Origin of the sequence: Rudaeicoccus suwonensis, from assembly GCF_007829035.1 — a bacterium.
In the GTDB taxonomy this organism is placed as follows: Bacteria; Actinomycetota; Actinomycetes; order Actinomycetales; family Dermatophilaceae; genus Rudaeicoccus; species Rudaeicoccus suwonensis.
The window spans coordinates 295,081-309,549 of sequence record NZ_VIVQ01000003.1 but is presented as its reverse complement, the minus strand read 5'-3'; the positions used below and the strand labels follow the sequence as shown (position 1 = coordinate 309,549).

Sequence of the window (14,469 nt, the reverse complement as noted above, 5' to 3'; positions counted from 1 at the left end):
CGTCCTCCAGGCGCAGTCGCTCCTGGGGGTACAGCGGGGTGAGCTTGGAGAACTCCACGCGCTCGCGCGCCTGCTCCGGCTGCATGCCGTTGACCGTGTCGACGCGGACGAGCGCGTTGAACTTCTGGCGCGTCGGCAACTGCTCGCCCTCACGCAGCGCACGGATCGCGCCGGTGATGGCATCGCCCTTGCGCATGCCGTTCTTCTTGACCATGTTGAGCGGCACGTAGACGTCGTTGGGGCCGGCGAGGTATCCGCTGGTCCGCACGAAGGCGTAGTTGTCGAGCACGTCCAGGATGCCGGCCACCGGCACCAGGACGTCGTCCTCGCGCACGGCGACATCGACATCGCCGAAGTCGTCCGCGCCGCGGCCACGGCCACGCTTGCGGTCCCGGCCACGCTGCCGACGGCGACCACCCTGGCGGCTGTCGTCGTTGTTCCAACGGTCGTTCCCCTGGCCGTCGCGGTCATTGCCGTTGCGGTCATTGCCGTTCCGGTCATTGCCGTTCCGGTCATTGCCGTTGCGGTTGCTCTGACGATCGTTGTTGTTCGACCGGTCACTGCCTTGACGGTCATTGCCCTGACGATCGTTGCGGTCGTTGCCGTTGCGGTTGTTCTGACGGTCATTGCCGTTGGAACGATCACCGCCGTTGTAACGATCGCTGCCATTGCGATCGTTACGACGCTGACGAGGCTGACCCTGGTGCGACTCGTCGCCGGACTCGGCCTCGGACCGATCGCTGTCGGACCGGTCGGCGGCGGTGTCGCGACGCTCGTCGCGCGCCGGAGCGACGACGTGGCCGTCGTCCGACTCCCGCGCCTGTGCGGGAGCGGTCACCTGTTCGGCCTGCTCGGCCGGGGCGACGACAGCTGACCCCGCACGGCGCGACGCGCGACGCGCCGGGGCGGCAGCAGTCGTGTCTGTCGTGGCCGACTCAGCCTGGGCGGCGGAGGGCGCCGTGCGGCTCGAACCGCTCTCGCCACGCTCGCGGATAGCCGTGAGCAGGTCGCCCTTGCGCATCTTGGAGGTGCCGCTGATGCCCATCGTCGCTGCGAGCCGCTTGAGCTCGTCCAACTTCATGGTGCTGAGGCTGCCTCGAGAACCCTGCGAACCCGTTTCCTGGGGCGCTGCGAGTTCAGTGGTTTCCGTCACGAAGGTTCCTTCCCCCTCGTTGTGCCGACTGACTGTCGGTCTTCTTTTGGGGTTGTGCACTACAACTCCGGATCGAGCAAATGATGTGGGATCCGGCCTCATTCACGTGCGCAGAAACTGTCGACGTGACCTGAGAGTGATGCATCGGACGAGCCGGAACATATGTGTCTCGCGGCTCACCATCTGATCGATGCGGCCTCCAACCTACACCGTGGATGCGACCGAACGCGAAACGACTCGCACACCGGCGTCGGCGACGCCAGGCGTCAGCACGCGCCATTCGTCAGTCAGTTCGGCAATCGGGTCCGCGTGGTCGGTGGTCGACAGCACCAGAACTGCGGGACCGGCGCCCGAGATCGTGGCCGCGTGACCCTGCTGGCGCAGTCGATCGACCAGTTCCATGCTGCGCTCGTATGCCGGTCGCCGCGCCTCCTGGTGCAGCCAGTCCCGCGTGGCGGGCAACAGCAGTTCCGGCGAACGGGTGAGCGCCTCCGTCAGCAGTGCAGCACGACCCGCGGTCGATGCCGCAGCCGACAGAGGGACGGAGGCACCGAGAGCAGCTCGCGCCTTGTCGGTGGACAGCGTCGCTGCCGGCACGAACAGCACCGGCCGGATCTGCGGGTGCAGCGCCGGTCGGATGGTCTGCCAGCCACGGCCGTGATCGTCGGCCCACGAGATCGTGCATCCGCCATACACACTCGCCGAGGAATTGTCCGGATGGCCCTCGGCATCGGCAGCGAGCCGGTTGATCAGCGCCAGGGATTCCGCGTCGTCGATGTCCTCCTGCACCAGCGCCAACGCCATCGCCATACCTGCCACGATCGCCGCGGCCGACGAGCCGAGCCCGCGTGAGTGGGGGATCTCGTTGCGGCAGTGCAGTCGCAGGCCCTTTGGCGGGGTGAGATCCAGGGCCGCCCACATGATGCACGCGGAGCGCCACACGAGATGGCCGTCGTCCACCGGCACCTCCCCTGCGCCGTGTCCTTCAACCGTGATCTGGAGTTCGTCGCCGGTCACGGTGGCCTCGACGTCGTCATACACACCGAGCGCGAGACCGATGGAGTCGAAGCCGGGCCCCAGGTTCGCACTGCTGGCAGGCACGCGCACCGAGACCGAGCGTCCAGGCGAAAAGTGTTGCAAAGACACCGGTTTCAGCCTTCCAGCTGCAACACTCGCGCTGCAGTCACCGCGTCGACGGGGATGCGTGTCGGCTGCAGATCAGAACCGTCGGCGGCCTTCAACGCCCACTGCGGGTCCTTCAGGCCGTGTCCGGTGACGGTGCAGACCACCGTGGCGCCGGCCGGCACCTGGCCGCGCTCGTGCATGAGCAACAGTCCCGCGATGCTGGCCGCCGAGCCCGGCTCGACGAAGACACCCTCGCGGCTGGAGATGAGGCGGTGTGCGTGCAGGATCTGCTCGTCCGTGACGGCGTCGATCAGACCGTCGGATTCCTCGCGTGCTGCGATCGCCTGCTCCCACGAGGCCGGATTGCCGATGCGGATCGCGGTGGCGATGGTGTCCGGCTCGTCGATGGGGTGGCCCTTGACGATCGGCGCGGCACCGGCAGCCTGGAAGCCCCACATGCGCGGCCGCTTGGTCGCGTGCCCGTCGGAACCCGTTGGCAGTTCAGCGGATTCGCGGTAACCCTTCCAGTAGGCCGTGATGTTGCCGGCATTGCCGACAGGCAGGCAGTGGATGTCCGGCGCATCGCCCAGCACGTCGATGACCTCGAAGGCGGCGGTCTTCTGCCCCTCGATGCGCGCCGGATTCACCGAGTTCACCAACTCGATCGGGTAGGCCTCGCCGAGCTTGCGGGCCAGCGTGAGGCAGTCGTCGAAGTTACCGTCCACCTGCAGCAACTGCGCGCCGTGCGCGAGCGCCTGACTCAGCTTGCCCATCGCGATCTTGCCCTCGGGCACGAGCACCCCGCAGGTCATACCCGCCTTGATGGCGTATGCCGCTGCCGAGGCGGAGGTGTTGCCGGTGGAGGCGCAGATGACCGCTTTGGCTCCGTGCTTGGCCGCCATCGAGATGGCGGTCGTCATACCGCGGTCCTTGAAGCTTCCGGTGGGATTCATCCCCTCGAACTTCACAAGGACATTCGCGCCGACGAACTCGCTCAGGTGCTCCGCTGGGATGAGCGGCGTGCCGCCCTCGCCCAACGTGACGACCGGAGCCCCGGCCAGCATCGGCAGGCGGTCGGCATACTCGCGGATCACGCCGCGCCACTGGTGCGCCATCTACATTCCCTCCACACGAAGCACGGATGTGACGGCGTGCACGTCGTCCAGCATCCGCAATTGATCGACGGTGCGGGCCAGCGCCGCATCCGATGCCCGATGGGTCACGATCTCCAGCATGGCCAGGCCGTCGCCTGACCGGCGCACACCCTGCCGCATGCTCTCGATCGAAACTCCTTGTTCGCCAAGCACATTCGCGACCTGGGCCAGCACACCGGGGCGATCGAGGACGTCGAGACGGACGAAGTAACTGGTCTGTGACTGGGCGATCGGCAGCAGCGGCAGGTCGGCGTATGCCGATTCGCCCGGCCCGTGACCGCCGTCCAACCGATGCCTGGCCGCCTGCACCAGATCGCCTAGCACGGCCGAGGCGGTGGGTTCGGCACCCGCGCCCTTGCCGTAGAACATCAACTGGCCGGCGAGCTCGGTCTCGACGAAGACAGCGTTGAATGCCTCACGGACTGAGCCCAGCGGGTGCGAGCGGGGAACCAGCGTCGGGTGGACCCGTGCGCTGACGCCTTCGTCGGTGCGTTCGCAGATCGCGAGCAGCTTGACGACGAGTCCGATCTTGCGGGCCGCACGGATGTCCTCGGCAGTCACGCCCATGATTCCTTCGCAGTACACGTCCGGCGTCGCGACGCGGGTGTGGAAGGCAAGCGATGCCAGGATCGCGGCCTTGGCCCGCGCGTCATACCCCTCGACGTCAGCGGTCGGGTCCGCTTCGGCATACCCCAACTGCTGCGCCTCGGCCAGCACGTCGTCCAGAGCCGCACCGGTGCGGTCCATCTTGTCGAGGATGAAGTTGGTGGTGCCGTTGACGATGCCCATCACCCGGCGGACGCTGTCGCCGGCCAGTGATTCACGCAACGGCCGCAGCAGCGGTATGGCGCCGGCCACCGCCGCCTCGTAGGACAGATCCACCCCGCGGGCATCAGCCGCCTCGAACAACTGCGGGCCGTCCTCGCCGAGCAGCGCCTTGTTGGCGGTGACGACGCTGGCGCCGTGCTCGATGGCACGCAGCAGCAATGAGCGTGCCGGCTCGATGCCGCCCATGAGTTCGACGACCAGATCCGCGCGCTCGACCAATGACTCTGCATCGGTGGTGAAAAGACTTGCATCCACGCCGGATTCGGGCCTCGGCCGGGTGATGTCACGCACAGCTACGCCGGTGATCTGCAGCGGCGCACCCACCCGCGCCGCCAGGTCGCGCGCGTCGTCGTGCAACCGGCGCGCGACCGCGCTGCCGACGACGCCACAGCCCAGGAGGGCCACCTTCAGGGGTTCGGTCATGTCACTCGCCTTCCAGAGCCAGCAGATCATCGACGGTCTCGCGGCGCAGCCAGGTCGTCACGCCGGCCCTGCTCACAGCGAGCACGGGCGGCCGCGGCACGTGGTTGTACTGGCTGGCGAGGGACCGGCAGTAGGCGCCGGTCGCCGCCACCGCGAGCAGATCGCCTGCGGTGACGTCGTCCGGCAGTTGCGCGTCCCGCACGACGATGTCGCCGGACTCGCAGTGCTTGCCGACCACACGCGACTGCGCGGTGTCCTCGGAGCCGGGGCGATTCGCCAAGGCAACGGAATAGTCGGCCCGATAGAGCGCCGGCCGTGCGTTGTCGCTCATGCCGCCGTCGACGGACACATAGGTGCGCACGAGGTCGTCGCTCACCACCACCGGCTTCACAGTCCCGACCTCGTAGATCGTGATGCCCGCCGGACCGACGATCGCGCGACCGGGTTCGATCGACACCCGCGGCAGCGGCATACCGGCCGACTCGCACGCGTCGGCGACGATCGCGGCGAGCTGGCGAGCCATGTCACGCACGCTCAGCGGGGTGTCGGTCGGCAGATACGCGATGCCGAAACCACCGCCGAGGTCGAGTTCGGGCAGCGTGACACCGTGCTCGCGAGCCACCTCCAGCTGCAGCCCGATGAGCCGCTGCGCAGCAACGCGGAAGCCTTCGGACTCGAAGATCTGCGAACCTATGTGTGAATGAAAACCCAGCAACTGCAACGAATCCGCGTGTTCGAGGATCGTGCCGACGGCGCGCGAGACCTGACCACCGGCGAGGCTGAAGCCGAACTTCTGGTCCTCGTGCGCGGTGGCGATGAACTCGTGCGTGTGCGCCTCGACGCCGGTCTTGACGCGGATCATCACGCCGACGGTCAGACCGCGAGCCTGGGCAGCCGCCGCGATGCGGTCGATCTCCTCGAACGAGTCGACGACGATCCGGCCGACGCCGTAGTCGAGTGCAGCGGCGATCTCTGACTCCGACTTGTTGTTGCCGTGCATGCCGATGCGCTCACCCGGGAAGCCGGCCTTGCGAGCGACCGCCAGTTCGCCGCCGGTGCAGACGTCCAGTCCGAGGCCTTCGGCGTCGATCACCCGCACCAACTGCGAGCACAAGAACGCCTTGCCCGCGTAATACACGTCCGCAGTCGTCCCGATCGCGCCGAATGCCGCCGCGAATTCCTCGCGCAGTTCCGCCGCGCGAGCGCGCAGATCGTCGACATCCATCAGGTATGCCGGAGTGCCGTACTCGCGGGACAGGTCCTGCAGCGCCCGGCCGTGCAGCGCAAGGCCGCCGGCCGGAGTCGTCGTCAGTCCGGTCGGCCAGACGTGGTCGACACCGGTCGATGCGGCCGTATCGCGGGTGGTCACGCGCACACGATACGGGCGCGCCGGATGCGGCATACCGAACAGTCCGCCGGATGGAAGGCGACCGGCGGCCAATTCGGGAGCACACGAGCTGCCTGGTAACGTTGCGCCGCGCGGCGAAGGCCGTACGCCCTCGTAGCTCAGGGGATAGAGCACCGCCCTCCGGAGGCGGGAGCGCAGGTTCGAATCCTGCCGGGGGCACCACCCACATCACTCAGCCACGGGTGGTCTGACGGCCGCGGACCGCTGAGGTCACACAAAACATGCAGTCGTCCGCGTCGATCGCCAGGTCGCTGGTGCTCGCGCGACCAGCTGTGCTCATCGCGGCCGCCGTCTGTGGATCGATGGGCGCTGACCTTCCCATCGGTTCACCGTGCCGACACGAATCCTGTTCACATCGGCGCCGTTCGGTCTGATGCGGAACCGCTTCCCCGACCGGTTATCGTGGTGTCCTTGACAGCTGTCAACCAGTTCCGCGGAACACCCGTCACACCGCTGATTTCCTTGCTTAGATAAGCGGAAAGTCGCGCCCGACCGTCAGAACGAAGCACGTACCTTGAACTCCGGCTCCACCTCCAGCACGCTCCAGCGACGCCCGTCGGCGTTGCTCGCAGCGGCTACTCCCCTGCTCGCAGATCTGCCCACCGAACTCGCACGCACCGTCAGCGAACAGATGCAGATCCCCCAGCCTGATCTGCTCGTGGCGTGGCCGATCGACATCGCCCAGACCGTCGAGATGCTGCTCGACGGGATCGCCTTCGGAGACGTCTCGGCGACGACCGAGCCGGACAACATCTTCGAACAACTCGGCGCAGCCAGCCTCGAGCTCCACATGTCCCTCTCCGACCTGGTCGCGTGCGTCCGCATCGCTTTCCGGGTGGCCCTCAAGGCGGTTCTCACGGCGGTCAGCGAATCCGTCGCAGATCTGCGGCCCGAGGAGACCGTCGGGCTGGTCGAGCACATCAGCGATTTCACCGAGGCGGTCGTGGCTGCCACCACCCGCGGCTACGAGCACCAACGTGCAGAGGCCGGCGGCGGGCTCAGCCGTCAGCAGCGCGAATTCGGCGCTCAGCTGTTGTTGTCGGCGGACTCTGGTCGCCTGCACGACGCGGCGGAGGCTGCGGGGTGGGCCACGGACTCGTTCGCTGTTGCGATCGTCGCCGACCGCAGTAACGCCGAGCGCATTTCCATGGCCATGGGTGGCCGCATCGGCTGGGCCGAGCGCAGCGACGACATCATCGTCGGCGTCGAGATCAGTCACGGCAAGGTCGCCACGCACCTGCGGCGCAAACTGGCCGGCATCCGCTGCGCGGTCGGGCCGGCTTTCCCGATCGAGGAGTTCCCGTCCTCAGCACGTATGGCGGGCACCGCGGCTCTCACCGAACGCCAGCCCAACGGGCCGGTCTTCGCCGACGACATGCTGGCCAGCATCGTCTGCGACGCAGACCCCCAGGCACGTGCCGCGCTGCGGCGCAAGCATCTCTACCCGCTGGACGAACTCCCCGCCGAGCAACGCGACATGCTGCTGACGACGCTGCGTTCCTGGCTGCTGCACTGGGGCCGTCGGCCCGACGTGGCCAAGAGCCTGCATGTGCACCCACAGACGGTCAGTGGTCGCATCAACCGGCTGCGCGACCTGCTCAGCGACGACCTCGACGACCCGATGACGCTGGTCGAACTGCAGCTGGCGCTCGCGTAGTCGCAGCAGCGCGGTCGGGTCGTCCGGTCGATTCCACTCGCACTGGCGCAGCCCCGCCGCCCCTATCGCTGTGTCGCGTCCGTGACCTCACCGACGAGTTCCTCCAGCACGTCCTCCAGGAAGACCACCCCTCGGACCTCACCGTCCGGGTCGACCACCCGGGCCAGGTGCGCGCCGGTCCGCTGCATGGTGAGCAACACGTCCTCGACCTCGTCGCCAGGGCCGACTGTGGCCAGTCGACGGATCCGCTTGGGCGGGACCGGCTCGGCATACGCCTCATCGGTGGCGTAGAGCACATCCTTCAGGTGCAGGTATCCGGCGATCACCCCTGCGCGGTCGAGCACCGGGTAGCGCGAGAAGCCACGCTTGGCCACCAACCGCTCGATGTCGGCCGGGGTGGCGCCGACCTGCAGAGCGATGAGTTCGTCGACCGGCACGGCGACATCGGCGGCCACCCGGTCGGTGAACTGCAGGGCACCTTGAACCCTGGCGCGTTGCTGGGCCGGCAACAGACCCTCGCGGTGCGACTCGGCGACGATGATCTCCACCTCCTCCGCGGAGAAGGTGGAGGCGGCCTCGTCACGAGGTTCCACGCCCATCCGTCGGACGGCGAACTTGGCGATGGCCTCCACCAGCGAGATGACCGGTCGCAGCAGTCGGGTGATCTCCAGCAGCGCCGGTGCGAGCACGAGTGCAGCGCGGTCGGGGCCGGCAATGGCCAGATTCTTCGGCACCATCTCGCCGATGACCACGTGACAGTAGGCCACGAACAGCAACGCCAGGATCAGCGCGATCACGTCACTGGCGTCCTCAGGCAGACCCGCCGCGTGCAGCGGAGACGTCAGCAGGTGGTGTATAGCGCTCTCCGCGACCGCACCGAGCAGCACCGAGCAGACCGTGATACCCAACTGGGCGCAGGCGAGCAGCGAGGCGACATTCTCCAGCGCATCGAGGCACAACTTCGCACGACGCGATCCGGCGGCTGCGAGCGGCTCGAGTTGCGAGCGCCGCGCAGTCATCACCGCGAACTCGGCGCCCACGAAGAAGGCGTTGCCGAGCAGGCACAGCAGCGAGAGCCACAGACTCATGCGCGTTCCTCCTGCTCGGCGTCCTCGACGGGCGGCACTGCGGCGATGCGAACGCGATCGACACGCTGGCCGTCCATCGAGACGACTCGCAGCGTCCAGCCACCGGCCTCGACCTCGTCACCGACCTGCGGGACGCGTCCCACCGACTGCATGATGAAGCCGCCGACGGTTTCGTAATAACGCCCCTCGGGCACCTCGGCACCGATCCGGTCGCGCACCTCGTCGGGGCGCCACAGCCCCGGCACCGTCCACGAGCCGTCCGGCAGCAGCCTGCTCGGATCGGACACGCGGTCGTGCTCGTCACTGACCTCGCCGACGATCTCCTCGATCACGTCCTCCAGAGTGACCACACCGGAGGTGCCGCCATACTCGTCGACCACGATCGCGAGCTGAAATCCGTTGGCACGCAACAGAAGCAGCAACGGGTCGAGACCGATCGTCTCGGGGACCAGCACAGGGTTGATCATCAATGCGGTCACCGGCACGTCGGTGCGCCGGTCCTGTGGCACAGCGATCGCGCGCTTCACGTGCACGACGCCGAGCACTTCGTCCCAGTCGGCACCGATGACCGGGAACCGCGAATGACCCGTGCGCCGCGCGAGGTCGACGGCGTCGGCAGCTGTCGCAGCGCGTTCGAGGTGATCGCACCGCACACGAGGGCTCATCACGTCGGCGGCGGTGCGCTCACCGAAGTCGAGCGACCTGGTCAGCAGCCGGGCCGTGCCCTCCTCAAGGACGCCCGCTTCGGCCGATCTGCGCACCATCGCCGACAGCTCTTGCGGAGTGCGCGCAGCGCTGAGTTCTTCCTGCGGCTCGATCCCTAAGACGCGAAGGACGGCATTGGCGGATCCGTTGAGTACGACGATGAGCGGCTTGGTCACCGCGGAGAACACACGCACCGGTCCGGCGACGATCTTGGCCACCGGCAACGGCGCCGAGATACCGAGGAACTGCGGCACCAGTTCGCCCACGACCATCGAGAACAGCGTGGCGATGACCAGCGCCGCCGCTGTCGACACCGCGTCCGCCGCAGTCGACGACATACCTGTCGAGCCGAGTGGATCCGAGAGCAGCGCACCCAGCGAGGGCTGCACCAGATACCCCAGGATCAGCGTGGTGAGCGTGATGCCGACCTGGGAGCCCGACAGTTGGGTGGACAGGCTGCGCAACGACCCCAGCACAACGGCCGCGCGGGTGTCACCCGCATCGACGGCGCGCTGCACCTGTGGCCGGTCGAGGGCGACGAGGCTGAATTCGGCGGCGACGAAGATGGCCGTACCGACGGTCAGGACCACACCGGCGAACAGGAGTAACCAAGGGATCATGTCGGCGTCAATGGTGACACGTTGCCAGGCGTGGATGCGCCCTCCGTCGCAGCCGGCGGTGGATGACGCAGCGATCCGACTGATCTGTGCCGTATGACGTTAGCCTCGTGATCATGCTCGCTGCCTACGCCGCCACCGTGAACTCGCAGGATCCGCTGAGCGCACTCGAGGTCGGTGACATCGAAGCCCCACAGACACCCTCGGACTGGGAGACCGTGACCCTGTCCGCCGCCGCCTTGAACCACCACGACGTCTGGTCGCTGCGCGGTGTCGGCCTGCGCGAGGACCGCCTGCCGATGGTGCTCGGCTGCGATGGTGTCGGCACCACCTCCGACGGCGAAGCGGTCGTGCTGCACTCGGTGATCGCCAGCCCGGGGTGGGACGGCGACGAGACACTTGATCCGCGGCGCACACTGCTGTCCGAGCTGCACCCCGGCACGCTGGCCGAACGCGTTCGTGTGCCGCGGCGCAACCTGGTGCCTCTGCCCGACGGAATGAGCGTCGAACATGCGGCGTGTGTGTCGACGAGCTGGCTCACGGCATACCGGATGGTGTTCGTGCAGGCCGGAGTTCGCCCCGGTGACACGGTGCTGGTGCAGGGCGCGGGAGGTGGCGTCGCGACCGCGGCGGTGCAACTCGGTGCGGCGGCCGGCCTGCGGGTCTGGGTGACCAGCCGTGACGAGTCCAAGGGTGAGCGCGCGGTGCAGATCGGTGCCGACCGGGCCTTCGCCAGCGGTGAACGACTGCCCGGCAAGGTGGACGCAGTCATCGAGACCGTCGGCGCCGCCACCTGGTCGCACTCGATCCGATCACTGAAGCCGGGCGGCACCGTCGTCATCGCCGGCACCACCTCCGGACCTGAGCCCGAGAGCGCCGAACTCACCCGGATCTTTTTCCAGCAGATGCGGATTCAGGGATCCACCATGGGCACCCGCGCCGAGCTCGGTCAGCTGCTCAGCTTCATGGCCGACAAGGGCATCGAGCCGGTCATCGACTCGGTGCGACCGCTTGCCCAGGCGAGGTCGGCGTTCCAGGCGATGATCGACGGCGACGTCTTCGGCAAACTCGTCGTGACGATGCGCTGACACGGCACGCCCGGACTCAGCGCTGGTTGAGGTCGTCGATCGTCCGCTGAGCCAGGATGATTGCATCCATCACCTGATCTCGGATCGCCTCCGACGTATGCCGATCGCGGTAGACGCGCCGAGCGGCCTGCCGGAGCGTATTGACGGCGCGCTCGAAGTCGGCGGCGTGTTCGCCATACCTCGCTCCGAATGTCGTCCAGTCCGGCTCCGCCGAGATCGGTTGGGCCGTTCGTCGGGCTTCGCGAGCCGCGGCTTTCAGCTCCGCCCGCAGGTCGGCGGCGCTGTCCTTGACGCGCGAGCGCACCTCGTCGGCCAACTGTGCGACCGAACGATCGAGGTCGTCTTCGAGGTCGCCCATGTCACCGCTGCGTTGCGCGACTTCGGCCTGACCGGCCTCGGTGAGGGTGTAGGTCGCCTTGCGACCGTCGTCGCTACGGCTGACCAGACCCTCCTCCTCGAGCTTGGCCAGACGGGGATACACCGTCCCCGCGCTCGGCGTGTAGAGCCCGTTGAACCTCGCCTCCAGATCGCGCATGATCTCGTAGCCGTGATGCGGCCCCTCTGCCAGCAGCGCCAACAGGTACAGGCGCAACTGGCCGTGCGCGAACACCGGGCTCATGAATCCTCCTTCACCAGGTTCGGACCACCGGTGCCTTCCACCACGCTCGGCGCACGCAGGACGACCACGTCGCCGGACACCGACGATGCCTTGAGCCGCAGGCTCTCGTCGCCCTCGACCACGCTGCCGCCCCGCCGGCCGAGTCCCCCGCCGAGTTCACGCCCGTCGACCACCGCCGCGCCGCTCATCGTCGAGACCGACACGTTGAATCCATGACCGGCGGGGATCCGGACGGTCACGTCGCCGGAGACTGACGTCGAGTCGACGCTGACCTGGTCACTGCCCAGATCCGCGGTGATGTCACCGGACACGGTGTTGAACTTCACCGGGTCGAGGCGGCTGTCCTGGATCGTGATGCTGCCCGACACCGTCTCCGCTTTCAGACTGCCCGTGAGGCCACGGCCCTCGAGCGATCCGGACACGGTATGAGCCTTGATGTCACCGTCGATGTCGTCGATCGTCAGGTCCCCGCTGACGGTGTTCACCTTTGTCTTCGAATGCAATCCGCTGACGACGGCATCGGCGCTGACGGTGGACACGGTGGCTGTCGCGTCCTGGGGGACCGACAGCGAGATGCGCGCTCTGGCGCGATGATTGCCCGACCCCAGGCTGCGCAGAGCTTCCCAAAGGCCGCCGCCTGTGCTGGGCACGTGGGCGACTCGCAGGGTCTGACCGTCCCAGGTGATTTCCAGCGGACGGCCTTCGACCTCGTGCACCTCCAGCCGCGCCGTGGGCGAGTCGTCGTGGGTCACGACATCGATGTGACCGGCAATCAAGCCGACGTCGAGCGCGCGAACCCGCTCTCCCTCGCCTCCGACATCAAGCACCTTGGGTTCACTGACCTGCCATGACTCGGACATTCCGCCTCCTGAAGAATTCGCGACATATCGCGTTTGCAAAAGACACGATATGTCGCGTCTGTGGCGCCGTCAACCGGTTGCCGCGAAGTGCATGGAAACGTGAGGCCCGACTGATAAAGTTCAGTCGGACAACTGACCGGAATGTGGGGGCATCGCGTGGCGCAATCTCCCACGACGACCGCCGGACTCAACGTTGCCGCCACATCGCGAGCCGACTGGCGCACCAAGATCGAGTTGGCAACAAGGTTGTGCGACCTGACAGCCATCGCCATAGCCATGACCATGGCGGTACTCGTCCGCTTCGGCTCCACCGAACATGCCCCCGTCTACGGATTGACCTCGGTGGACTACACCAGTGCTTCGCTCGCGCTGATCATCGCGTGGATGGTCAGCCTCCACGCGGTGCAGGCGTACCGGCCCGAGCTCATCGGCGTGGGTGCCGACGAATACGCCCGGGTGCTTCGGGCGACGTTCTGGACATTCGGCGTAGTGGCCATCGTCTCGATGATCTTCAAGCTCGACATCGCCCGCGGGTACCTCGCGGTCGCTCTGCCGACCGGTCTGGTGCTGCTCCTGCTGGAACGCGCCCTATTGCGGTATGTCGTGGTCCGCAAGCGCGTGCGCGGCAAGTTGAGCGAACGAGCGCTGATCATCGGGGCAGCGCCGGAGGTGCGCCGCGCGGCCCGCGCCATACGTCGCAATCCGGCTGCCGGTTATGTCGTCCACGCGGTGTCGGTTGCGAGCGCCGATGGCCCGGATTTCGAACTCGCCGACGGGCAACGCATCGTGAACATCGGCCCCATCATCGACGCGGGGGCAGCGGCATACAGCGTTGGGGCGGATGTCCTGATCGTGGCGGGACAGTCGACGGTGCGCCCGCGAGAGATGCGGGAGTACGGCTGGCAACTCGAAGGCACTCCCATCAAGCTGGTGCTCGCGAGCTCGATGATCGATGTCGCGGGCCCCCGGATCCACCGGCGGCCCATCGAGGGGCTGCCGCTGATGGCGGTGGAGTCCCCGCACTATGCCGGCACGAAGTTCCTGGTCAAACGGACGATGGACGTCGTCCTCAGCGGGCTGGCGCTGATCGTTCTGTCACCCGTCTTCGCCGCGATCGCCATCGCCATCCATCGCGAGGACCACGGCCCGGTGATGTTCCGCCAGACCCGGGTCGGCATGAACGGCAAGCTGTTCCGGATCACCAAGTTCCGCTCGATGGTGGTCGATGCCGAGGCACTGCGAGCGACGCTGACATCGGATGTGCAAGACGGTGTCCTGTTCAAGCAGCGCAGCGACCCCCGCATCACCCGCACCGGCCGCTTCATCCGGGGATACTCACTCGACGAGCTGCCGCAACTGCTGGACGTCTTCCTCGGCCACATGTCGCTGGTCGGTCCCCGGCCGCCTCTGCCGGAGGAGGTCAGCCAGTATGCCGACCACGTCCGGCGCCGCCTCAACGTCAAGCCTGGTGTGACCGGACCGTGGCAGGTGGGCGGACGATCCAATCTCACCTGGGAGGAAACCGTCCAGAAAGACCTCTATTACGTCGAGAACTGGTCCGTGGTCGGCGACATCTCGATCATGATCCGCACGGTCCGAGCGGTTCTGCAGCGCGACGGTGCGTACTGACCGCTGATACGCAGTTCAAGGCATCCGGTCTGCGAGATAGGCTGATCACAGGATTCACGACTCTCGTGTGCGTCCATCACGCTGAGCCCTGTTTCCGCACTGAACAACAACCTTG

Annotated in this window: 12 protein-coding genes and 1 tRNA gene; 4 read left to right on the top strand and 9 right to left on the bottom strand. The window is 67.3% G+C overall.

Annotated elements, in window-relative coordinates:
• The 5 genes from BKA23_RS15700 to lysA form a co-directional block, all read right to left on the bottom strand.
• Nucleotides 1-1,153, bottom strand: a 1,153-nt coding sequence (locus tag BKA23_RS15700; protein ID WP_211841755.1) for a Rho termination factor N-terminal domain-containing protein, incomplete at its 3' end; no start/stop codon positions are given.
• A 204-nt stretch (nt 1,154-1,357) separates the two neighbouring features.
• Nucleotides 1,358-2,299, bottom strand: a complete 942-nt coding sequence (thrB, locus tag BKA23_RS15695) for a homoserine kinase (RefSeq protein ID WP_342783625.1) — start codon at nt 2,297-2,299, stop codon at nt 1,358-1,360.
• Nucleotides 2,300-2,304: 5 nt separating this feature from the next.
• Nucleotides 2,305-3,393, bottom strand: a complete 1,089-nt coding sequence (gene thrC, locus BKA23_RS15690) for a threonine synthase (protein WP_145230164.1) — start codon at nt 3,391-3,393, stop codon at nt 2,305-2,307.
• Nucleotides 3,394-4,683 (bottom strand): homoserine dehydrogenase, encoded by a 1,290-nt coding sequence (locus tag BKA23_RS15685; protein WP_246104696.1) that lies wholly within the window; start codon nt 4,681-4,683, stop codon nt 3,394-3,396.
• 1 nt (nt 4,684) lies between these two features.
• On the bottom strand, nt 4,685-6,052 hold the full coding sequence (gene lysA / locus BKA23_RS15680) for a diaminopimelate decarboxylase (protein ID WP_425473780.1): 1,368 nt from the start codon (nt 6,050-6,052) through the stop codon (nt 4,685-4,687).
• Between the two features lie 126 nt (nt 6,053-6,178).
• On the opposite strand from lysA, the gene BKA23_RS15675 reads away from it, so the two are divergent.
• Both BKA23_RS15675 and BKA23_RS15670 read left to right on the top strand, forming a co-directional pair.
• Nucleotides 6,179-6,253 (top strand) — tRNA-Arg (locus BKA23_RS15675).
• Between the two features lie 352 nt (nt 6,254-6,605).
• Entirely contained in the window at nt 6,606-7,748 is a 1,143-nt protein-coding gene (locus BKA23_RS15670) for a helix-turn-helix domain-containing protein (RefSeq protein ID WP_145230157.1), read from the top strand.
• 62 nt (nt 7,749-7,810) lie between these two features.
• On the opposite strand, the gene BKA23_RS15665 is transcribed toward BKA23_RS15670, so the two are convergent.
• Together BKA23_RS15665 and BKA23_RS15660 are read right to left on the bottom strand one after the other, a co-directional pair.
• Entirely contained in the window at nt 7,811-8,836 is a 1,026-nt protein-coding gene (locus tag BKA23_RS15665; protein ID WP_145230155.1) for a hemolysin family protein, read from the bottom strand.
• Complete coding sequence (locus BKA23_RS15660; RefSeq protein ID WP_145230153.1) at nt 8,833-10,161, bottom strand: hemolysin family protein; 1,329 nt, start codon at nt 10,159-10,161, stop codon at nt 8,833-8,835. Before BKA23_RS15660 ends, BKA23_RS15665 begins: the two co-directional genes overlap by 4 nt.
• 113 nt (nt 10,162-10,274) lie before the next feature.
• Here BKA23_RS15660 and BKA23_RS15655 point away from each other — a divergent pair, with 113 nt between their 5' ends.
• Nucleotides 10,275-11,246 carry a zinc-binding dehydrogenase gene (locus BKA23_RS15655; protein ID WP_145230151.1) on the top strand — a complete coding sequence of 324 codons (972 nt, stop codon included), beginning with the start codon at nt 10,275-10,277 and terminating at the stop codon, nt 11,244-11,246.
• Between the two features lie 16 nt (nt 11,247-11,262).
• Here BKA23_RS15655 and BKA23_RS15650 read toward each other — a convergent pair whose 3' ends face one another.
• On the bottom strand, nt 11,263-11,865 hold the full coding sequence (locus tag BKA23_RS15650; RefSeq protein WP_145230149.1) for a PadR family transcriptional regulator: 603 nt from the start codon (nt 11,863-11,865) through the stop codon (nt 11,263-11,265).
• Nucleotides 11,862-12,725, bottom strand: a complete 864-nt coding sequence (locus BKA23_RS15645; RefSeq protein WP_145230147.1) for a DUF4097 family beta strand repeat-containing protein — start codon at nt 12,723-12,725, stop codon at nt 11,862-11,864. Before BKA23_RS15645 ends, BKA23_RS15650 begins: the two co-directional genes overlap by 4 nt.
• Before the next feature lie 156 nt (nt 12,726-12,881).
• Between BKA23_RS15645 and BKA23_RS15640 the strand changes: the two genes are divergently transcribed.
• Complete coding sequence (locus BKA23_RS15640) at nt 12,882-14,354, top strand: sugar transferase (protein WP_170226619.1); 1,473 nt, start codon at nt 12,882-12,884, stop codon at nt 14,352-14,354.
• Nucleotides 14,355-14,469: the final 115 nt, after the last annotated feature.